Below are 20,487 nucleotides of genomic sequence, written 5' to 3' on the forward strand. Positions count from 1 at the left end.
GGCGGCAGTCTGCCGCGGAGTGGTGGAGTCCGGCTCGACTACCGGTCCCGTACGCAGTAGTCGCCGAGGGTGGGCTCCAGCATGCCGAAGGCGGGGCCGGCCAGCTCGGTGATCTCCTCGCGCAGCTGCGCCGACGGGGCCGCGGCGCGGCACAGGGCCCGTACCCGGCGGCACAGCACACGGTGAGCGCCCGCGAGTTGAGCCGCGCTCAAGTGCGGCACGGGATCCTCCGGACCGGTCTGTGTGGCGTCCGCCAGCGCCGCGGCGAGCGCCGCTTCGCGCTGCTCGTCCATCTCCCGCTCGCGGGCGCGCAGCCGCGGGCTGTCGTACACGAGCCGGGCGAAGCCGGGCGTGCAGCGCCCGTTGACCGGGTGCGGCCGGTCGAGGGAGGAGACGAAGACACGGTGCAGGGCGTGCAGCGCGGACTCTCCGGCGGCGCGTTCGCGCACCACCCGGGCGAGGCTGTCCACGACGCCCTCGTGGGCGTCGAAGACGAGGTCCTCCTTGAGCGGGAAGTAGTTGCTGACCGTCATCTTCGACACGTCGGCGGCTTCCGCGATCTCGGTGATCGTCACGTTCTCGAAGCCGCGCTCGATGAACATCAGTGTCGCGACATGGGCCAGCCGTTCTCGGGTCTCGCGCTTCTTGCGCCCTCGCCGGCCCTCTTCCTGGACGGCCGCCCGGGTCGTTCTCACCTCGGTCATGCACCCCATCGTACCGTTCGATTTGGTCATCCTAAAGATAGGATTGACAAAAAAATTGGTGGGATCTAAATTTGCGCCGTCCAGAAGAACATCCACCCCAGAGGAGACCTCTTGGACCCCACGGTCGCCCGCCGCGACACCGCATCCCGTCCCCGGCCGGAGCGCTTGGACCCGGCCCTGGTCCGGCTCGGCTCGGTGCTGGTCCTGGGCGCCGTGCTCGCCCAGCTCGACGCGACGATCGTCAACGTCGGCCTCGGCCCGATGGCCGACGGCCTGGACACCTCCATGGCGACCGTGCAGTGGGTGAGCGCCGGATACCTGCTCACCGTCGCCTTCGTGGCCCCGCTCTCGGGCTGGCTGCAGACGAGGTACGGCGGCAAGCGCGTCTGGCTCGCCTCGGTCGGCCTGTTCATCGCCGCCTCCGCGCTCAGCGGCCTGGCCTGGTCCGGCGGCTCGCTCATCGCCTTCCGGCTGCTGCAGGGCGTCGGCGGCGGGCTGATGCAGCCCGTCGGCCAGTCCCTGGTCGCCCGGCACGCGGGCCCGCAGCGCATCGGACGGCTGGTCGGCATCATCACCGTGCCGGTCTCCGTCGCGCCGATCCTCGGGCCCGTCCTCGGCGGCATCCTGGTCCAGTGGGCGGGCTGGCGCTGGCTGTTCCTCGTCAACATCCCCGTCGGGCTGATCGCGCTGGCCCTCGCGGCCCGTCTCGTCCCGTCCGACGCCGGTGAACGCGACACCTCCGTACGCCCCGACGGCGTCGGCCTGGCCCTGCTGCCCACCGGACTCGCCGCCCTCGTCTACGGCCTCGCCCAGTACGGGCAGGGCGACGACTCCGGTCTCACCGGGGGCGTGGCCCTCGCCGTCGGCGCCGCCTTCCTGGCCGGATACGTCGTGCACGCGCTGGGCACCAGCCGTACCCCGCTGCTCGACCTGAGGCTGTTCGCGGGCCGCGGCTTCACGCTGGCCGGCCTCAACACCTTCCTGCTGGGCGCCGCCCTGTACTCGTCGATGATGCTGCTGCCGCTGTACTTCGTGCAGGTCGAGGGCGTGAGTGCGCTCCAGGCCGGCCTGATGCTCGCCCCCCAGGCGCTCGGCAGCGCGCTGGTCACCCCGCTCGCGGGCAGGCTCACCGACCGGCACGGGCCGCGCACCGTCGTCCTCGCGGGCATCGCGCTCACCGTCCTCGGCACCCTCCCCTTCGCCCTGGACGGCGGCGCCCCCGGCGAACTCCTCCCGGTGGCAGCCCTGTTCGTGCGCGGCGTCGGGCTCGGTGCCGTGGTCCCGCCGAACGTGGCCGCCACCTACACCTCCGTCGGCCGCAGGCAGGCACCGGCCGCCACCAGCGCCCGTACCGTCCTCAACCGCGTCGGAGGATCGGTGGGCACGGCCCTGCTCGCCGTCATCCTGCAGAGCGCCCTCGCCGACGCCGCGGGTCCCGCGAGCGCCTACGCCCACACGTTCCGCTGGGCCCTGGTCTTCGGCGCCCTGACCCTGCTGCCCGCGGCCTTGTACCCGCGCCGAGCGACCGGCAAGGGCTGACGCCCGCCCCACCGGCCACCCCGTAGCACTACCCCGCAAGTCCCCTGTCACCGACCAGCCGTCGAGGAGATGTCCCATGACCAAGTCCACCTCACGCCCGCGCACCGGGCTGCGCCTGATGGCCGTGCACGCCCACCCGGACGACGAGTCGAGCAAGGGTGCCGCCACCCTCGCCCGCTACCGGGCCGAGGGCGTGGACGTCCTGGTCGCCACCATGACCGGCGGTGAGCGCGGCGACGTCCTGAACCCGGCCATGGACCGCCCCGAGGTGTGGGCCGATCTGCCCCGGCTGCGCCGCCTGGAGATGGAGCGGGCCCGCGAGATCCTCGGCGTGCGACAGGAGTTCCTCGGCTTCACCGACTCCGGACTGCCCAGGAACGGTGAGCCGGTGCCCGACGACTGCTTCGCCGTGCAGCCGCTGCCGACCGCCGCCCGCCCTCTGGTCGCCGCGATGCGCGCCTTCCGCCCGCACGTCGTCGTCACCTACGACGAGAACGGCGGCTACCCGCACCCCGACCACATCAAGACCCACCAGGTCTCGGTGGAGGCGTTCGACGCGGCCGGCGACCCCGACCGCTACCCCGGCGCCGGGGAGCCCTGGCAGCCGCTGAAGCTCTACTACACGCGCGCCTTCAGCAAGGCCTACTTCAAGGCCGTCTACGAGGCCATGACGGCCGCCGGGCTCGACTCGCCGCACGGTGAGGTGCTCAATGAGCTCGAAGGGGTCGAGGAGAAGTGGGAGATCACCACGCGGGTGCAGTGCGCCGAGTGGTTCCCGACCCGGCTGCGGGCGCTCCTCGCCCACGAGACCCAGGTCGACCCCAACGGCCCCGAGCGCTCGTGTCCGTTGGAGATCGAGCAGCAGGCCTGGCCCACCGAGGACTACCACCTCGCACGCAGCCTCGTGGACACCGACCTGCCGGAGGACGACCTGTTCGCGGGCGTCACCCGCGAGGCCTGACTCCGACGGCAGGCTCGGAAGGGTCCACCGGCGCTCCGAGCGGACTCCAGCGGCGGGCGCGAGGCTTGCGCACACCGACACCGCGATGAGCGGCGCGGTTCCCCTCACCGGCCGCGGGTCGACTCTTCCGCGCCCGCGGCCGGGCCCGGGAGCCCACCCCGCAGGAGCCGGCAGCCGCGGTCCCTGGAGCTACAGAAAGAGAGACGCATGCGCATCGTCCGCTACCACCAGCACGGAACGCCGGAGGTACTGCAGGTCGACGAGGTCGCCAAGCCCGAGCCGGGCCCTGGTCAGGTACGGATCCGGGCCGAGGCCATCGGCGTCAACTTCGCCGGGATCCAGGAGCGCGCCGGAGAGTTCTACTACGGTGAACGCCTCCCGCTGCCCGCCTGCCCCGGTGGCGACGCCGTCGGCTTCATCGACGCCCTCGGCCCCGGCGTCGAGGGCTGGCGGGTCGGCGAGCGGGTGGCCAGCGTCATCTTCAAGGACGCCTTCGCCGAGTACTCCCTGGCCCGCGTCAAGGACCTGGTCCGCATCCCCGCGGAGATGGACGCCGCCCAGGCGACCATGCTCAGCTCGCCCGCCCAGGTCGGCCTTGAGGTGATCCAGGCCGCCCACCTCAAGGAGGGGGAGAGCGTCTTGGTGCACGCCGCGGCGGGGGCCATCGGCCACCTCGTGGTCCAGATGGTCAAGGCACTGGGCGCCGGCACCGTCATCGCCACCGCCAAGGACCCTGCCAAGCTGGCGTTCGCCAAGGAGCTGGGTGCGGACCACGCCGTCGACTACAGCCAGGAGGGCTGGGAGGAGCAGGTCCGCGCGGTCACCGGAGGTGCCGGGGTCGACGTCGTCCTCGACAGCGTCGGCGCCGACATCACCCCCAAGAGCATCGGCTTGCTCAAGCCGTTCGGCCGGCTGGTTTTTTACGGCTCGGCCGGCGGCGGTCTCGAGCTGCCCAGGATCCCGCTGGAGGACCTGGCCGGGAAGTACGTTACGCACTTCTCCATGGGCGTCATGGACAGCCAGGTCGACAACTTCGACAAGATCGTCGAGGAGGTGTGCGAGATGGTGCTCAGCGGCAAGGTGCGCCCCGTCGTGCACACCGAACTGCCGTTGGAGGAGGCCGCCAAGGCCCACGAGGTGATGGAGGACCGCGTCCAGCTGGGCCGGGTCGTCCTCGTCCCCTGACCCCTGCGCACCCCGGCGGCCCCGCCTCGGCCGCCCACCCCCTGAGCCGCTGCGGCCCGACTCCCCCGGCGGGCCGCAGCTCCCTTTTCCCACCTATCCAAGGGAACACAGTCATGTCCACGACCGTTCGGGCCACGGCGGCACAACCGAGCGACCGTCTCGAACCCGCAGTGCTCAAACTCGGCATCGTCCTGGTGCTCGGCACGATCCTCGCCGTGCTCGACTCCACCGTCGTCAACGTCGGCATCGAGGCCATCCGCAGTGACTTCGGCAGTTCCCTGGCCACGGTGCAGTGGATCAGCACCGGATACCTGCTCGCCTTCGCGCTGGTCGCCCCGATCAGCGGCTGGGCCACCAACCGCTTCGGCGCCCGGCGTGTCTGGATGGCCTCGGTGGCCTGCTTCGTCCTCGGCTCCGCGCTGTGCGGCCTGGCCTGGTCGGCCGTCTCACTGATCGTCTTCCGGGTGCTCCAGGGTCTCGGCGGCGGGCTCATCCAGCCCATCGGCCAGTCGATGATCGCCCAGGCCGCCGGTCCCCAGCGCATCGGCCGGGTGATGAGCCTGCTGATCATCCCGCTGACCTTCGCGCCCGCGCTCGGCCCGGTCATCGGCGGCGTCCTCATCGGACTGCTCAGCTGGCAGTGGATCTTCTACATCAATGTGCCACTCGGCGTGCTCACCCTGCTGCTGGCCGCCCGCGTACTGCCCAGGAGCACCCCCGAGGGCGGCCAGCGGCTCGACGTGCTCGGGCTGCTGCTGATCTCTCCCGGACTCGCCGCGCTCATCTACGGGTTCTCCGAGACCGGCAACGGCCACAGCTTCGCCGACACCGTCGTGCACGCCCCCATCGCCGTCGGTGCGCTCCTGCTGATCGCCTACGCGGTGCACGCCCTGCGCCCCGGCGCCACGCCGGTGCTAAATCTGCGCCTGTTCGGCCGCCGCGCCTTCTCCCACGCGATCCTCACCTCGTTCCTGGTCGGCGCCGCCCTGTTCAGCTCGATGTTCATGCTGCCGCTGTACTATCAGCAGGCCCGAGGCCAGGACGCCCTGCACGCCGGACTGCTGCTGATCCCGCAGGACCTCGGCATCGCGGTCGCCATGTTCTTCGCGGGCAAGCTCACCGGCCGCCTCGGCCTGCGCACCGTCATCCTGTTGGGCATCGCCCTGTCCATGGCCGGCACCCTCGCCTACACCCAGGTCGGCGATGAGCCCGGTGAACTCCTGCTCAGCGCCGCCCTGTTCGTCCGCGGCATGGGCCTGGGCGGGGCCATGTCCCCGATGATCACCGCCGTCTTCCAGAGCGTCGAACCGCACCAGATGCCGCAGGCCGCGGGCATCAACAACGTCGTGCACCGCATCGGCGGCTCGCTGGGCACCGCCACCCTCGTCATCGTCCTGCAGCACCAGATCGCCCGGCACGGCGGCAGCCTCGCCGACTCCTTCGGTACGGCCTTCTGGTGGGCCCTGGCCATCAGCGCGCTGACGCTCGTCCCGGCGCTCGCCCTGCCCGGCCGGCCCCGCGCCTGACCGGCGGCCGAACCCCGGCCGCCGGCCCTCTTCCCGGGACGGCGGCACGTCCCTCACGTCACTCGACCCCAGGCAGGTGAAGACAGCATGCGTGTCCTCTTCGTGGCCCACGGGGCCAGCCATGTCCCCTGGGCCGTACCCCTGGCCTGGGCCACCCAACTGGCGGGCCACGAGGTGCGGGTCGCGGCCCGGCCGCAGTCCGTCGACCGCGTCAGGGCCGCCGGCCTGATCGCCGTCCCCATCGGCGACCGCGCGGCCGGTGACGCCTTCGCCGCATGGCGCATCCCCGACAGCGCCGAGCGCCCCGAACGGGTCCCCGCGGACTGGCCGATGGGGCCGCTGCCCTGGCCCGAGGACCGCCGCCTGAGCTGGGCGTCGCAGCTCATCGGGCTCGCCGACTCGCTCGCCGACGACCTGGTCGCCTTCGCCCGTGCCTGGCGCCCCGACCTGGTCGTGTACGACATCGGCGCGGTCGTGGGCCTGGTCGCCGCCGCGGCGGTCGGTGTCCCGGCCGTGGGCTACAGCTGGTGCCAGCCGGTCGGCATCTACTTCCTCGACGACAAGGAAGTGCCACCCGCCTACGTCCGGATGTTCGAGCGCTTCGGTGTCGAGCCCCGCATCGGCACCGACACCTGGATCGACACCTGCCCGCCCGCGCTGCGCCGCCCCTCCCGCGTCCCGCGCGTTCCCATGCGCTACATCCCCTACAACGGCCCGGGGGAGGTCCTCCGCTGGCTGCTCGACCGCCCCGGCCGGCCGCGGGTGTGCCTGTCCGGCGGCATCACCACCAGCAACTTCGCCGACCGGCGCCGCCAGCTCCTCGACGAGGTGGCCGGCCTGGACGCCGAGGTGGTGCTGGCCGTGGCCGGCGCCGAGGACGCCGCCGGCCCGCTGCCCGCCAACGTACGCACCACCGGCTGGCTGCCGCTGGGCGCCCTGCTGCCCACCTGCGACCTGCTCGTGCACCACGGCGGCGCCGGCACCGGCATGACGGGCTTCGCCCACGGCGTCCCGCAGATCACGGTGCCCGACAACACCGAGTCCACGCAGTGGCTGTGGGGCGAACTCGTCGAGCAGGCCAAGGCCGGGATCAACGTCGCCGAACGCCATTCCGCACCCGGCGCGCTGCGGTCCGCCATCGAGGACCTGCTGGGTGAGCCCCGCTACGCCGAGCGTGCCCGAGAGATCCGCCAGGAGATCGAGGCCATGCCGCTGCCCGGCGAACTGGTCGGCTACCTGGAAGCACGCGCCACCTCCTGAACCCGCTGCCCGACCTCCTGCGAGGAGCACCCCGACCATGACCCAGACCACCACCGATGCCGCCCGGCGGACGGGCCCCGCGACGGAGGAGATCCACCGCACCAAGGCCGAGATCACCGTCGACGCGCCCGCCGAGCTGGTCTACCGCACGCTCACAAACGTGGCCGGCTGGCCGCTGCTCTACCCGTGGATCGTACATACCGAGATCGTCGAGCAGCGCGGCAGCGAGGACCTGTCGAAGTTCTGGGCGGTGCGCCCGGGACCCGAGGGCGGGCTGCGGATCTGGCAGTCCCGGCGCCGTCTCCACGAGGACACGCTGCGCATGGTCTTCGAGCAGCAGGGCACCGTCGGCGCGATCCGCAGGCTCGGCGGCGAGTGGCTGTTCATCGCCCTGGAGAGCGGCGGCTGCCGAGTCGAGTCGCACCACTGGTTCACCACCGACCAGGACCCGGCGATCACCGCCGCGGAACTGGACCGGCACGGCGCCCTGCAGATGCGTACCCTCAAGGCCGCTGTCGAGGGCCGTGAGCAGGACGGGCCGCTGGTGCTGCGCGCCGAGCGCCGGGCGCTGCTGCCGGGCAGGGTCGAGGACGTCCACGCGCGGCTGTCCGCCGCCCTTGGCCAGGACGGAACCGCCGAGGAGACCGCCGTGTTCGGCACCGCGGACACACCGCACCCCGACGGCTGCACCGGCGACGGCCGCACCGTGCACATCGGCCGCGCCCCGCACACCATCGTCGTCAAGCACCTCGACCCACCCCGCGGGTTCGCGCTGTACCGGCGCTCGTGGCGGCTGGCCCAGGAGGCGGACGGCGTCCGCGTCACCGCCGAGCGGCTCGCCGTCGCGCGTCCCGAGACCCTCGCCGAGGACCCGGGTGGCGAGCGCCGCGCCGAGCTGCTGGCGTGGCTCGGCCAGGGCGCGGAGCAGGATCTGCCCGAGGGCGCCGGCCATCTCGTGGGCTGACACGCGCACCACCTCGACCCCCTCAAGGAGCACCGTGCGCATTCTCTTCACCACCTGGTCCGCCTCCGCGCACCTCTTCCCGATGGTGCCGCTCGCCTGGGCCTGCCGGGCAGCGGGGCACGACGTGCTCGTCGCCGTACCGTCCGACTGCGCTCCCTCGGTGGGCGCCGCCGGGCTGACCGCGGTGGCCGTCGGCGCCGTCGCGCCGCCTGCCGCGCCCCCCGCGCTGGGCGGCCCCGGGGCCGGCGCCGTCCTGCGGGGCTGGCCCGCCGACTGGCCGCTACGGTTCGCGGAACTGGGCGCACAGCGGCAACGGATGCTTCGCTCCCTGGTCGACCGGCAGCTGCGGATCGCGGGCGACATGGTGCCCGGCCTGCTGGACTTCGCCCGCGCCTGGCGCCCCGAACTGATCATCGCCGACGGCTCCACCTATGCGGGCACCGTCGTGTCGCAGCTGCTGGGGGTGCCGCTGGCCGCCCACTTGTGGGGCGGCGCCGCCGTGCTCAGGCTGGAGCACAGCGGTCCGGGAGGCAGCCCGCTGCCCGGCTACCGCCACCTGTTCGAGCGCTACGAAGCGGACCCCGCGCACACCCCCCTCGGCTGGCTCGACCCCTGCCCGCCGATGCTCCAACTCCCCACACCGGCAAACCGGTTGCCGGTGCGGCACATCCCGTACAGCGGTCCCGCCAAGCTGCCGGCCGGGCTGCTCGAAAGGCCGGCGCGCCCCCGGGTGTGCGTGACCTGGGAGGCCGGCGCCCGCCCGGCCGGAGCGCCCGGAGGCGGCCCCGACCCGCTGCTGGCCGCGGCCGGGCTGCTGGCCGCCGACGGCCTGGACGTGGTCCTGGCCCTCGGCGCCGCCCAGCGCGCCGCGCTCACCCGACTGCCCGACGGAGTGCGGGCGATGGACGCCTCCGCGCTGCATCTGCTCCTCGCCACCTGCGCGGCCGTCGCCCACCAGGGCAGTGGCGGTGCGGCCATGACCGCGGCGGCCGCCGGCACACCACAGCTGGTGGTGTCGCCGCGCCCCGAGCAGATGCTCATCGGTGAGCGGCTGCGTGCCGTCGGCGCGGGCCGGCACCTGTCCGGCGGTGACCTGGCGGGCGACGAGAAGGCCGCGTACCGGGTGCGGGACGCGGTCCTGGACCTGCTGGCCGGGCCCGCACGGGACGCGGCGGCGGCCCTGCGGAACGACTTCCGCTCCCTGCCCGCCCCCTCCCGCGTGGCCACCGGCCTCACCGAACTCGCCGCCTCCGGCCGCGGCTAGTACTCCCAGCAGCGGTTCGCTATCTGGCCTGGTCAGAGGTGTCGCCCGGAGTGTAGTTGGCTGATGTCGGGCCGGGGGCGGTCTTGCCGGATCGCCCCTCGAACGAGTGGATGAACTGTCTGTGCTGTGAGCCGGGCAGCCTCCCAGCGTGATCAACGACCTTGCGGACACGAGCTGGGACCGGGAACTCAACGACCTTTTCCTCCGCATCGGCCACCGCTTCGGCCGCGCCGATCTCGACGCCGCATGCGGGACTATGTCCGCGCCCTCCTCGGCCCCGTCGGCCGCAAGAACGGCTGTCAGTTGGCCGAATACGCCGGCCACCACACCCCTGACGGCCTCCAGCGGCTGCTCAGCGCAGCAACCTGGAACGCCGACGATGTCCGCGACGACCTGCAGACATACATCGCCGAACGACTCGGCGAGGACGGCGGTGTGCTGATCCTCGACGGCACCGGCTTCATCAAGAAAGGCACCACTTCCGCAGGCGTGCAGCGTCAGTGCTCCGGCCAACCTGCCCGCCGACACCCCGCCGGCCACCCTCGTGCGCACCGCGAAACTGCGCTGGCGCATCGAGCACGACTACCGCGAGATGAAGCAGGCCCTGGGCCTGGCGCACTTCGAAGGCCGCACCTGGAGAGGCTGGCACCACCACGTCACCCTCGTCTCCGTCGCCCACGCCTTCTGCACCCTGCAGCGCATCCTCCGGTCCCCAAAAGGGACGGCGCCGGCCTGAGCCTCTACCAGATAGCCCGCGAACTGCAGTTACTGCTCGCGGTCTGGGCCGGCGCCTGCCCCACCTGTCACCGCGACATGCCAGAACCCATGTCACCTGACCAAGCACTGGCCTGTCTCTTCAAAGGGGCCGTCAGCCCACCGGATGTGCCCCCTCCGGTCCGTCCGTCCGGCTTCGAGGCGCACGCCCGCAAACAGCGCGTCATCGTCCGCCGGATCACGCCGGAGTCATCCCGCCCGTGTACGACGGGCCCCGGACGCGCCGGGCGTCCCTAGCGTGCAGCTCGCCGCTTGGCCGCGTAGTGGGCCAGGCATGCGTCGTACGGAGCGAGCAGCCCCAGGTCCGCGGCGCGGGCCAGCGAGGGGGCCGTCGCGTCCTTCTCCGACAGCAGCGGCTCCCCGGTGAGTCCCAGCTGCCAGGGCAGGCCGAGTTCGGGGTCGAAGGGGAAGATGTCGACCTGGGTGCCGGGCGCGTACTCGGTGGAGCACAGATAACTCACACACGCGTCGTCGGTCAGCGCGACGAACCCATGGGCGAGCCCCTCGGCCACGTACATGCCGGTGCCCTCGCGGGCGTCGAGCACCGCCGTGGTGTACGCGCCGAAGGAGGGCGAGCCCGGGCGTACGTCGACGACGAAGTCGCGCACCGCGCCGCGCACACAGGTGACGTACTTCGCCTGCCCGGGCGGCAGCAGCACCGAGTGCAGACCGCGCACCGTGCCGCGCCGGGACGAGGAGTAGTTGACCTGTCGCGGAAGCAGCCGGTGCCCGGTCGCGCGCGCCAGCTCCTCGTGGCGGAACGACTCGTGGAAGCTGCCGCGGGCGTCGGAGAGCACACGCGGCACGATCCGGTAGGCGTCGGGCACGGCCGTGTCGTGGATGTTCATCACCGCGCACGCTAGACGGCTCCGCTCGAATGCCGCTCGCGCAGCCGGCCCCCCGGGGCCCGCTCCGGCGGGGGCTGCGCCGGACGCCCTCGGAGCGCGGCTGGTCCATTCGGTGTCCATCCCTCGTCGAGCCGGGTTCGAGGCCGATGGACCAGCCTCGAGACGTACCGGCCAGTGCCCACCCCAGGTGCGGGCATGCGCCGAGGCCCAAGACGAAGGAGGCAGGGATGCGCGGCGACAAGGCGCTCATTCTCGACCAGGTCCGCAGGTACCACGAGGACGTCACGGACAACCGGCCGTTCGAGCCGGGGGTGACGGAGATCTGGCCGTCCGGGGCGACGCTGAACGCCGATGACCGGGTCGCGCTGGTGGAAGCCGCCCTCGACCTGCGCATCGCGGCCGGGGCCAGCTCCCGCAGCTTCGAATCACGCTTCGCCAGGGCCCTGGGGCGCCGCAAGGCCCATCTGACCAACTCCGGGTCCTCCGCCAACCTCCTCGCCCTGACCGCCCTGACGTCCCACACCCTGGGGGAGCGGCGCCTCAAGCCGGGCGACGAGGTCATCACCGTGGCGGCCGGCTTTCCCACCACCGTCAATCCCATCGTCCAGAACGGCCTGGTGCCCGTCTTCATCGACGTGGAACTGGGGACGTACAACACCACCGCGGACCGCGTCGCCCAGGCCATCGGCCCCAGGACCCGGGCCGTCATGATCGCCCACGCCCTCGGTAACCCGTTCGAGGCCGCCGAGATCGCCGAGCTGGCCCGCGCCCACGACCTCTACTTCGTCGAGGACAACTGCGACGCGGTCGGCACCACGTACCAGGGCCGGCTCACCGGCACCTTCGGCGACGTGACCACCGTCAGCTTCTACCCCGCCCACCACCTCACCATGGGCGAGGGCGGCTGCGTGCTGACGTCCGACCTCAGGCTGGCCCGGATCGTGGAGTCCCTGCGCGACTGGGGCCGTGACTGCTGGTGCGAACCCGGCAAGAACAACACCTGCTTCAAGCGGTTCGACCACCAGATGGGCACCCTGCCCCACGGCTACGACCACAAGTACATCTTCTCCCACATCGGTTACAACCTGAAGGCGACCGACCTCCAGGCCGCTCTCGGCCTGAGCCAGCTCGCCCGGCTGGAGGAGTTCACCGCCGCCCGCAAGCGCAACTGGCGTCGGCTGCGCGAGGGCCTGGACGGCCTGCCGCACCTGTTGCTTCCGGAGCCGACCGCGGGCAGCGACCCGAGCTGGTTCGGCTTCGTCCTCACGGTCCGCCTCGACGCTCCCTTCACCCGTGCCGAACTGGTCGCGCACCTGGAGGAGCGCAAGATCGGCACCCGCCGCCTCTTCGCCGGCAACCTCACCCGCCAGCCCGCCTACGTCGACCAGCCCCACCGCGTCGTCGGCGACCTCACCAACAGCGACATCATCACCGAGCACACCTTCTGGATCGGCGTCTATCCCGCCCTCACCGACGAAATGCTCGACTACGTCGTCGGCACGATCAAGGAATTCGTCGCGGCCCGCGGATGACCCGCCTGCCCGCCCGACCGCACGCGCACGACAAGGACGTAAAGGATCGGACATGGACCTTGGCCTGAGGGGACGCACCGTGCTGGTCACGGGGGCCACCAGTGGAATCGGCCGGGCGGTGGCCCGCGCCTTCTCCCAGGAGGGCGCCCGCGTCGCGGTGTCGTACCGCAACGACCGTGCCGCTGCGGAGGAGTTGGCGCAGGAGCTGGGCGCCGCGCAGGACCGGGCCTTCCCCGTCGCGTACGCGCTGGACGACCCCGCCTCCCCCCGGCGCGTGGTGGCCGCCGTCGAGGAGCGCTGGGGATCCCTGGACGTTCTGGTGGCCAACGCGGTGCGCTGGGGCGTGCGCAGGGCGCCCGGCACCCCGTTCGAGAACGTGCCCGAGGAGGACTGGCTGCCGGTCGTGGACGGCAACCTCGCCCCCGTGATCCGTACCGTCCAGCAGGCCGTGCCCGGCATGCGGCGGCGGGGCTGGGGCCGGATCGCGCTGATCTCCTCGCACAACGCGCTGGGCGGCAACCGCGGCCAGGAGTTCTACGGGGCCGCCAAGGCGGGGCTGCACGGCCTGGCCCGCAGCCTCATGTGGGACTTCGGCGGTGACGGTCTGCTGGTCAACGTGGTCTGCCCAGGGCTGACGGTGACCGAGCGGATGCTCAAGGGACTGCCGGAGCCGGTTCGCGCGCGGGAGATCGCCGCGACGCCCACCGGACGGCTGAGCGACCCCGAGGACGTGGCCGCCGCCGTGCTGTTCCTGTGCTCGGCGGCCAACGGCAACATCACCGGCGAGTCCCTGACGGTGGCGGGCGGCCGCTGATCGCAAAGGCGCTCGGCGACGCGCCGACGCCGACACCACCGGCCGGCCGGGGCTCCAACGGCGGCCAGGGGTTCGTCGGGCGGCCCGGGGCCCGCCGGGTGGCTCGCTCGGTCCGGCCCGGTCGACGGTCCTCGGTCCACAGCCCACCGCCCACGGCGGCGGGCGCCGATCCCTCGCGGCCCGTTGCCCACGGCCCCCGGTCGGTGACCCGCCGCATCGGCCCCCCGGCCGCCGAGGATCTCCACCACCGACGCCGGTCGCGCCGCCTCGGCCGGGCCCGCGTGCCCGTCCGGCCCAACCGTCCCGTCGGCTCGTCCTGCCTGTTCGTCCTCCCCGCGGTCCGCTGAGCCCGGATCCGTCCGGCCGCGCGCCGGCTTCGGATCCGTCCGGCCGCCCGCCGGCCCCGGCCCCGTCGGGCGGCCTCCGGCGCCGATGCCCCGCCCCGCCGCGCCGCCCCGGCCGGGCCCCGCTCGCCCGTCCCGCCCGCAATCCGACCCGTTCAACCGTCCGTACGACGTCGAGGAGACCCCTGTCATGTCACCCACGCTCGGAGTGGCCACCGCGTTGCGGCCGCGGCACGACGCGGCCCCGGCCGCCCGGATCGCTCGTTCCGCCGCGGCGGCCCAGGGCGCGCACCTTGATCTCGGGCAGTTCCACCGCTGGTTCGCCTGGCGGCGCGCGGCCCACCCGTTCCGGGTCGGCACCATCCCGTTCGCCGAGCTGGAGGGCTGGTACACCGAGGACGGCACGGGAAACCTCCGTCACCGCAGCGGGCGCTTCTTCAGCGTCGAGGGGCTGCGGGTGACCGTCGACTCAGGCCCCGGCGGCTGGTACCAGCCCATCATCAGTCAGCCGGAGATCGGGATCCTCGGCATCCTCGTCAAGGAGTTCGACGGGGTGCTGCACTGCCTGATGCAGGCCAAGATGGAGCCTGGCAATCCCAACCTGCTGCAGCTCTCGCCCACTGTTCAGGCCACCCGCTCCAACTACACGAAGGTGCACCGAGGCGCGGACGTCAAGTACCTGGAGTACTTCACCCGCCCCGGACGCGCCACGGTCCTCGCCGACGTCCTCCAGTCCGAGCACGGCTCCTGGTTCCACGGCAAGCACAACCGCAACATGATCGTGGAGACGACGGACGACGTACCGCTGCACGACGACTTCTGCTGGCTCACCTTCGGGCAGATCGCGCAGCTGCTCCGGCTGGACAACCTGGTGAACATGGACGCCCGTACGGTCCTGTCCTGCGCGCCCATGGCCGACACCGAGGCCGGGACCAGCGCGTTGCACTCCGACGCCGAACTCGCCTTCTGGCTGACCGAGGCGCGCTCCCGGCACGACGTCCGCACCGACCGGGTGCCGCTCGCGGGACTGCCGGGCTGGGAGCGCGACGCGCACACCATCCACCACGTTCACGGCCGCTACTTCGACGTGGTGGCCGCGTCCGTGGAGGCGGGCAGCCGTGAGGCCACCCACTGGACCCAGCCGCTGTTCCGCCCGCGCGGGCAGGGCATCGCCGCCCTGCTGACCCGCCGTATCGACGGTGTGCCGCACCTGCTCGCACACGCCAGGAGGGAGGGCGGGCTGCGGGAGACCGTCGAACTGTCGCCGACCGTGATGTGCACCCCGGACAACTACGCGGGCCTGCCCGCTCACCACCGGCCCCCGTTCCTGGACCTGGTGCTGCGGGCCGACCCCTCCCGCATCCGCTACGAGGCGCTGCACTCCGAGGAGGGCGGGCGCTTCCTCGACGCGGTCAGCCGCTACCTGGTGATCGACGCCGACGAGACCCAGGCGCCGCTGGACGAACCGCCCGGCTACCGCTGGGTGACCCCGGGTCAGCTGTCGCGGTTCATCCAGCGAGGGCACTGCGTCAACGTCCAGGCCCGCACCCTGGCGGCCTGCCTGGCGGCGGCGGAGCTGGGCGACCATGGCTGAGCCCGCGCGCGTCCCCTCCCGACGCCCCCTGCGCATAGGGGTGCTGGGGTGTGCGGACATCGCCCTGCGGCGGATGCTGCCCGCCTTCGCGGCCGCCGACGGCATCCAGATCGTCGCGGTCGCCAGCCGTGACGCGGCGCGGGCCGCCGAGGTCGCGGGCCGGTACGGTTGCCGCCCCGTCACCGGCTACGCGCATCTGCTCCGCCTGGACGACGTGGACGCGGTGTACGTCCCGCTCCCCGCCGCGCTGCACGCCACCTGGGTGGAAGCGGCGCTGCTGGCCGGCAAGCACGTCCTCGCCGAGAAGCCGCTGACCTGCGAGCCCGCCCGCACGCGCGCGCTGCTGGCACTGGCGGGGGAGCGTTCGCTGGCGCTGATGGAGAACGTCATGTTCGTCCATCACCCCCAGCACCGGGCCGTGCGCGCCCTCGTCGCCGACGGGGCGATCGGCGAACTGCGCTCCTTCAGCGCCGCGTTCGCCGTGCCCCGGCTGCCCGCCGGCGACATCCGCCACGCACCCGAACTCGGCGGCGGCGCGCTGTTCGACATCGGCGTCTACCCGGTCAGGGCCGCCGTCCACTTTCTGGGCGAGCGGCTGCACACCGTCGCCGCGACCCTGCACACGGGACCCGGCAGCGCCGTGGAGACCGCAGGCGCCGCCCTGCTGCGCGACGAGTACGGCGTCAGCGCCCAGCTGACCTTCGGCATGGACCACGCCTATCGGTCGGCCTACGAACTGTGGGGCAGCGAGGGGCGGATCACCCTGGACCGCGCCTTCACCCCGCCGCCCGGCCACCGCCCGGCGATCCACCTGGAGCGTCGCGGAACCACCGAGCGGATCGAGCTGCCGCCTGCCGACCAGGTCGCCCTGACGGTACGGGCCTTCGCGACCGCATGCCGCTCCGCGACCGCCCCGGACAGCGCCCGCTCCGCGACCGCCCCGGAGATCCGCAGGTCCATGGCCGATCCGGACCCTCACCGGTTCATGGCCACCCCGGACAGCTTCCGGACCACGGCCGCCCCGGATACCCGCCGGTCCCCGGCCGCCCCGGACACCCGCCGGCACGAGCCCGCCCCGGGCACTGGCCCGGCCGGTCTCCCCGACGCGCGCGCCTGTCTGCGGCAGGCCGACCTCCTGGACGCGGTGCGCCGCTCGGCAGCACCGCATCGGCGGCCCGGCACCGCTTCGCAGGCCGCAGCCGACGACCCCACACCGTACGCAGCGGAAGGACGCAGATGACCATCATCGAGGAAGCCCCGGTCGCGCAGCGGACCCCGGACGTGACCGCACACCGGTCCGCCCCGGCCCCCGCCGCCCCGCCCTACCCCACCGGCGACAAACCGGTCAGGTCCACCGCGGACCGCGTCGCGGACCTGGTGGAACTCAGGGAGGAGGTGGTGTGCGGGCCCAGCACCAGGGCCACCGAGGCACAGCACGCCAAGGGCAAGCTGACCGCCCGCGAACGCATCGACCTGCTCTTCGACAAGGGCACCTTCACCGAGGTGGAGGGGCTGCGGCGGCACCGGGCGACCGGGTTCGGCATGGAGGCCAAGCGGCCGCACTCCGACGGGGTGATCACCGGCTGGGGCCTGGTCGACGGCCGTGAGGTCTTCGTCTACGCCCATGACTTCAGGATCTTCGGCGGTGCGCTCGGTGAGGCCCACGCCACCAAGATCCACAAAATCATGGACATGGCCGCTGCGGTCGGCGCGCCCCTCGTCGGCCTGTGCGACGGGGCCGGCGCCCGCATCCAGGAGGGCGTGACCGCGCTCGCCGGATACGGCGGCATCTTCCAGCGCAACGTCCGCAACTCCGGGGTGATCCCGCAGATCAGCGTCATCATGGGCCCGTGCGCGGGCGGCGCCGCCTACTCCCCGGCGCTCACCGACTTCGTGTTCATGGTGCGCGACACCTCGCAGATGTTCATCACCGGACCCGACGTGGTCCAGGCGGTCACCGGCGAGCGGATCACCCAGAACGAACTGGGTGGCGCCGATGTGCACACCGGCGTCTCCGGAGTCGCCCAGTTCGCCTACGACACCGAGGAGGAGTGCCTCCAGGAGGTGCGCTACATGCTGTCGTTGCTGCCCGCCAACAACCGCGAACTGCCGCCCCGAACCGCGGTGGACGACCCCGAGGACCGGCGCACCGACTCCCTCGTGGACCTGGTGCCCGCCGAGCGAGGCCGCTCCTACGACATGCGCCGGGTCATCGCGGAGATCGCCGACGACAGCGAGTACTTCGAGGTCCACGAACGCTGGGCCGGCAACGTCATCTGCGCGCTGACCCGGATGGGTGGCCAGGTCGTCGGCATGGTGGCCAACCAGCCGAGCGACCTCGCGGGCGTGCTCGACATCTCCTCCTCCGAGAAGGCCGCGCGCTTCGTGCAGTTCTGCGACGCGTTCAACATTCCGTTGGTCACCCTCGTCGACGTGCCGGGCTTCCTGCCGGGCGTCGACCAGGAGCACGGCGGCGTCATCCGACACGGCGCCAAGCTGCTGTACGCGTACTGCAACGCCACCGTGCCCCGGATCTCCGTCGTCCTGCGCAAGGCGTACGGCGGCGCGTACATCGTCATGGACTCCCAGTCCATCGGCGCCGACCTGACGCTGGCGTGGCCTACCAACGAGATCGCCGTCATGGGGGCCGAGGGCGCGGCCAACGTCATCTTCCGCCGCGAGATCGCCGCGTCCCACGACCCCGAGGGCACCCGAGCCCGGCTGATCGAGGAGTACCAGAACAAGCTGATGCACCCCTACTACGCGGCCGAGCACGGGCTCGTCGACGACGTCATCCACCCGGGCGAGACCCGGATCAAGCTGATCGCCGCGCTGAAGATGCTGCGCGCCAAGTACAGCGCGCTGCCCAGCCGCAAGCACGGGAACGAGCCCCAGTGACCGGCCAGTACCCCCAGGCGCTGCGTGTCCTGCGCGGCGACCCGACGCCCGAGGAAGTCGCCGTCCTCACCCTCGCCCTGTTCGCGGCCTCTCGTCAGGCCGCGCAGCCCGCCGGCGAGCAGACCGCCGCCCGGCCGCGCTGGCCGCGTGGCGCCGATCCCGTACCCGCCGCCGGGCAGTGGGCGGCCGGCGCCCGGCCCGGCTGGTGCTCCCGCTGAAAGGAACACAGAGCAATGACAACCTTCGACCGGCTGCGGCTGGTGCGCGACATGGTGCGCATCCGCTGCGTCGAGGAGACGCTCGCGGACCTGTACCGCGACGAACAGTTGATGCGCACCCCCACGCACTTCTCCATCGGCCAGGAAGCCACCGCGGTCGGGGTGTGCGCGGCCACCCGGCGCACCGACGTGGTCTACAGCGCCCACCGCTCGCACGCCCCCTACCTGGCCAAGGGCGGCGACCTGCCGGCCCTGGTCGCAGAGCTGTACGGCAAGGTGACCGGCTGCGCGGGCGGGCGCGGCGGCTCGGTGCACCTGGTGGACCACGCCGCGGGCTTCGGCGGATCGGCGGCCATCCTCGGCGAGATGATGCCGGTCGCGGTCGGCGCGGCCTGGGCCTTCGCGATGGAGGGCGCGCCGCGCGTGGCACTCACCTTCTTCGGGGACGGCGCCTCGGAGGAGGGCGTCTTCCACGAGTCGCTGAACTTCGCCGCGCTGCACCGGCTGCCGGTTGTCTTCGTGTGCGAGAACAACCAGTACTCCATCGCCTCGCCGCTCTCCGCCCGGCAGCCCGCGGGCACCAGCATCTGGCAGCGGGCCCTCGGCTACGGCATGGCGGCCGCCAGGATCGACGGCAACGACGTCTTCGCCGTCCACGAGGCGGCCCGGGACGCCGTCGAGTCCGCCCGTGCGGGGCGCGGCCCGCACCTGCTGGAGCTGGGCACCTACCGCTGGCGTGAGCACGTCGGCCCCAACTGGGACGAGGACGGCGCCTACCGCACCCACTCCGAGGTGGCGTCCTGGATCGAGCGCTGCCCGATTCGCGCCGCCGCCGACGCGCTGCGCGCCGAGGACCCCGCCATCGACGCCCGTATCGACACCTGGCGAGCCGACTGCGCCGAGGAGGTCGCCGTGGCCGTGGACTTCGCACGCGCCAGCGCCTTCCCCGACGTGACCGACCTGCTCTCGGGCGCCTACGAGCCGCGGCCGCTTGCCGCGCCCACCGGGAGGAACTGAACCGATGCGCAGACTCACGTACTGGCAGGCCATCAGCGAGGCCACCGTGCAGTGCATGGCCGAGGACCCGGCCGTCTTCGTCGCGGGGGAGGGCGTCGACGACGACAAGGGCATCTACGGCACGACCCGCGCGGCCTTCGAACGGTTCGGCCCCAGCCGTGTCATCGACGTGCCGAACTCAGAGAACGCCACCGCTGGCATCGCCGTCGGGGCCGCCGCCATGGGCCGCCGCCCGCTGATCGTGCACTCCCGCGCGGACTTCTTGTTCCTCGCCATGGACGCGCTGGTGAACCTTGCCGCCAAGTGGCGCTACATGTACGGCGACCGGGGGGGTGTCCCCGTGGTCACCCGGGCGGTCGTGGGCCGCGGCTGGGGCCAGGGCGCCACCCACTCCCAGAGCCTGCAGTCGGTCTTCGGGCACTTCCCCGGACTGCACGTCGCGATGCCCGCGTCGCCCGCCGACGCCAAGGGCCTGCTCGTCCAGGCCCTGCGCGCGCAGACACCGACCCTGCTGCTGGAGAACCGCAGCCTGTACCGCACGGAGGGCGAGGTGCCCGAGGAACCGGTGGCCGTTCCCTTCGGACGCGGCCGGATCACCCGGCCGGGCACGGACGTCACCGTGGTCGCCGCCTCCCTGATGGTGCACGAGGCGGAGCGCGCCGCAGACCTGCTGGCGGAGCAGGGCATCAGCGTGGAGGTCGTCGACGTCCGCAGCATCCGCCCGCTGGACGAGGAGCTGATCTGCGCCTCGGTGGCGCGCACCGGCCGACTGGTCGTCGCGGACACCAGCTGGGCCCGGTACGGCCTGGCCGCCGAGGTCGCGGCCGTCGTCGCGGAGAACGTGTTCGACACGCTGCGCCGGCCGGTGCGCCGGGTCACACCGCCGGACTGCCCGGCACCGGTGTCGCACCCGCTGGAGGAGGCGTTCCACCCCACCGCGGACAAGATCGCCGCGGCCTGCCTGGAGATGGTCGACGGCTGCCCCTCCCAGGTGCGCAAGCTGTCGGACGTCACAGCGGGCTTCGTCGGCCCTTACTGACCCACG

Annotated in this window: 17 protein-coding genes and 2 pseudogenes; 17 read left to right on the forward strand and 2 right to left on the reverse strand. The window is 72.7% G+C overall.

The genetic code is table 11. From position 1 onward, the window contains the following. Window positions 1-38: 38 nt before the first annotated feature. Window positions 39-704 carry a TetR/AcrR family transcriptional regulator gene (locus ACL02U_RS19595; RefSeq protein WP_052270251.1) on the reverse strand — a complete coding sequence of 222 codons (666 nt, stop codon included), beginning with the start codon at window positions 702-704 and terminating at the stop codon, window positions 39-41. A gap of 111 nt (window positions 705-815) precedes the next feature. Between ACL02U_RS19595 and ACL02U_RS19600 the strand changes: the two genes are divergently transcribed. The 9 genes and pseudogenes from ACL02U_RS19600 to ACL02U_RS19640 all read left to right on the forward strand — a co-directional run. Further along, complete coding sequence (locus tag ACL02U_RS19600; protein WP_412792156.1) at window positions 816-2,243, forward strand: MDR family MFS transporter; 1,428 nt, start codon at window positions 816-818, stop codon at window positions 2,241-2,243. Between the two features lie 76 nt (window positions 2,244-2,319). After that, a complete protein-coding gene (gene mca, locus ACL02U_RS19605; protein ID WP_412792157.1) occupies window positions 2,320-3,204 on the forward strand; it encodes a mycothiol conjugate amidase Mca in 885 nt (294 codons plus the stop codon). Between the two features lie 207 nt (window positions 3,205-3,411). After that, window positions 3,412-4,389, forward strand: a complete 978-nt coding sequence (locus ACL02U_RS19610; protein ID WP_039656838.1) for a quinone oxidoreductase family protein — start codon at window positions 3,412-3,414, stop codon at window positions 4,387-4,389. Between the two features lie 113 nt (window positions 4,390-4,502). Further along, window positions 4,503-5,915, forward strand: a complete 1,413-nt coding sequence (locus tag ACL02U_RS19615; protein ID WP_107068029.1) for a DHA2 family efflux MFS transporter permease subunit — start codon at window positions 4,503-4,505, stop codon at window positions 5,913-5,915. Window positions 5,916-6,002: 87 nt separating this feature from the next. After that, window positions 6,003-7,175 (forward strand): nucleotide disphospho-sugar-binding domain-containing protein, encoded by a 1,173-nt coding sequence (locus ACL02U_RS19620; protein ID WP_052270250.1) that lies wholly within the window; start codon window positions 6,003-6,005, stop codon window positions 7,173-7,175. 37 nt (window positions 7,176-7,212) lie between these two features. Further along, window positions 7,213-8,139, forward strand: coding sequence for an SRPBCC family protein (locus ACL02U_RS19625; protein WP_052270249.1), 927 nt, complete (start codon window positions 7,213-7,215; stop codon window positions 8,137-8,139). 34 nt (window positions 8,140-8,173) lie between these two features. Further along, window positions 8,174-9,403 carry a nucleotide disphospho-sugar-binding domain-containing protein gene (locus ACL02U_RS19630; protein WP_412792158.1) on the forward strand — a complete coding sequence of 410 codons (1,230 nt, stop codon included), beginning with the start codon at window positions 8,174-8,176 and terminating at the stop codon, window positions 9,401-9,403. A gap of 246 nt (window positions 9,404-9,649) precedes the next feature. After that, window positions 9,650-9,871: pseudogene (locus ACL02U_RS19635) on the forward strand (transposase); the annotation flags it as partial. A 40-nt stretch (window positions 9,872-9,911) separates the two neighbouring features. After that, window positions 9,912-10,139 (forward strand): annotated as a pseudogene (locus ACL02U_RS19640) (transposase); the annotation flags it as partial. A gap of 271 nt (window positions 10,140-10,410) precedes the next feature. On the opposite strand, the gene ACL02U_RS19645 reads toward ACL02U_RS19640, so the two are convergent. After that, window positions 10,411-11,025: a dTDP-4-dehydrorhamnose 3,5-epimerase gene (locus ACL02U_RS19645; RefSeq protein WP_043405599.1), complete on the reverse strand. Its 615-nt coding sequence runs from the start codon at window positions 11,023-11,025 to the stop codon at window positions 10,411-10,413. Between the two features lie 227 nt (window positions 11,026-11,252). Between ACL02U_RS19645 and rfbH the strand changes: the two genes are divergently transcribed. From rfbH to ACL02U_RS19685, 8 genes are all read left to right on the forward strand, one after another. Continuing rightward, window positions 11,253-12,557 carry a lipopolysaccharide biosynthesis protein RfbH gene (rfbH, locus tag ACL02U_RS19650; protein ID WP_412792159.1) on the forward strand — a complete coding sequence of 435 codons (1,305 nt, stop codon included), beginning with the start codon at window positions 11,253-11,255 and terminating at the stop codon, window positions 12,555-12,557. Window positions 12,558-12,609: 52 nt separating this feature from the next. Continuing rightward, complete coding sequence (locus ACL02U_RS19655) at window positions 12,610-13,371, forward strand: SDR family oxidoreductase (protein WP_043405592.1); 762 nt, start codon at window positions 12,610-12,612, stop codon at window positions 13,369-13,371. Window positions 13,372-13,905: 534 nt separating this feature from the next. After that, window positions 13,906-15,309: an NDP-hexose 2,3-dehydratase family protein gene (locus tag ACL02U_RS19660; RefSeq protein ID WP_412792160.1), complete on the forward strand. Its 1,404-nt coding sequence runs from the start codon at window positions 13,906-13,908 to the stop codon at window positions 15,307-15,309. Beyond that, window positions 15,302-16,549 (forward strand): Gfo/Idh/MocA family protein, encoded by a 1,248-nt coding sequence (locus ACL02U_RS19665; RefSeq protein ID WP_412792161.1) that lies wholly within the window; start codon window positions 15,302-15,304, stop codon window positions 16,547-16,549. The genes ACL02U_RS19660 and ACL02U_RS19665 overlap by 8 nt, the downstream gene beginning before the upstream one ends. Next, entirely contained in the window at window positions 16,546-18,207 is a 1,662-nt protein-coding gene (locus ACL02U_RS19670) for an acyl-CoA carboxylase subunit beta (RefSeq protein ID WP_412792162.1), read from the forward strand. The genes ACL02U_RS19665 and ACL02U_RS19670 overlap by 4 nt, the downstream gene beginning before the upstream one ends. Further along, a complete protein-coding gene (locus ACL02U_RS19675; protein ID WP_043405583.1) occupies window positions 18,204-18,425 on the forward strand; it encodes an acyl-CoA carboxylase subunit epsilon in 222 nt (73 codons plus the stop codon). Before ACL02U_RS19670 ends, ACL02U_RS19675 begins: the two co-directional genes overlap by 4 nt. Window positions 18,426-18,440: 15 nt before the next feature. Next, complete coding sequence (locus ACL02U_RS19680) at window positions 18,441-19,442, forward strand: thiamine pyrophosphate-dependent dehydrogenase E1 component subunit alpha (protein WP_043405579.1); 1,002 nt, start codon at window positions 18,441-18,443, stop codon at window positions 19,440-19,442. 4 nt (window positions 19,443-19,446) lie between these two features. Next, window positions 19,447-20,481: a transketolase C-terminal domain-containing protein gene (locus ACL02U_RS19685; RefSeq protein WP_043405576.1), complete on the forward strand. Its 1,035-nt coding sequence runs from the start codon at window positions 19,447-19,449 to the stop codon at window positions 20,479-20,481. The last annotated feature ends 6 nt before the right edge of the window (window positions 20,482-20,487 follow it).

Origin of the sequence: Streptomyces sp. MS06, from assembly GCF_047200655.1 — a bacterium.
Classification (GTDB): Bacteria; Actinomycetota; Actinomycetes; order Streptomycetales; family Streptomycetaceae; genus Streptomyces.

Coding starts and splice junctions, on each gene's coding strand:
- ACL02U_RS19660 (WP_412792160.1), top strand. CDS start 13,906: ATGTCACCCACGCTCGGAGTGGCCACCGCGTTGCGGCCGCGGCACGAC.
- ACL02U_RS19665 (WP_412792161.1), top strand. CDS start 15,302: ATGGCTGAGCCCGCGCGCGTCCCCTCCCGACGCCCCCTGCGCATAGGG.
- ACL02U_RS19595 (WP_052270251.1), bottom strand. CDS start 704: ATGACCGAGGTGAGAACGACCCGGGCGGCCGTCCAGGAAGAGGGCCGG.
- ACL02U_RS19645 (WP_043405599.1), bottom strand. CDS start 11,025: ATGAACATCCACGACACGGCCGTGCCCGACGCCTACCGGATCGTGCCG.
- ACL02U_RS19655 (WP_043405592.1), top strand. CDS start 12,610: ATGGACCTTGGCCTGAGGGGACGCACCGTGCTGGTCACGGGGGCCACC.
- ACL02U_RS19615 (WP_107068029.1), top strand. CDS start 4,503: ATGTCCACGACCGTTCGGGCCACGGCGGCACAACCGAGCGACCGTCTC.
- ACL02U_RS19625 (WP_052270249.1), top strand. CDS start 7,213: ATGACCCAGACCACCACCGATGCCGCCCGGCGGACGGGCCCCGCGACG.
- ACL02U_RS19685 (WP_043405576.1), top strand. CDS start 19,447: ATGCGCAGACTCACGTACTGGCAGGCCATCAGCGAGGCCACCGTGCAG.
- mca (WP_412792157.1), top strand. CDS start 2,320: ATGACCAAGTCCACCTCACGCCCGCGCACCGGGCTGCGCCTGATGGCC.
- ACL02U_RS19680 (WP_043405579.1), top strand. CDS start 18,441: ATGACAACCTTCGACCGGCTGCGGCTGGTGCGCGACATGGTGCGCATC.
- rfbH (WP_412792159.1), top strand. CDS start 11,253: ATGCGCGGCGACAAGGCGCTCATTCTCGACCAGGTCCGCAGGTACCAC.
- ACL02U_RS19620 (WP_052270250.1), top strand. CDS start 6,003: ATGCGTGTCCTCTTCGTGGCCCACGGGGCCAGCCATGTCCCCTGGGCC.
- ACL02U_RS19610 (WP_039656838.1), top strand. CDS start 3,412: ATGCGCATCGTCCGCTACCACCAGCACGGAACGCCGGAGGTACTGCAG.
- ACL02U_RS19670 (WP_412792162.1), top strand. CDS start 16,546: ATGACCATCATCGAGGAAGCCCCGGTCGCGCAGCGGACCCCGGACGTG.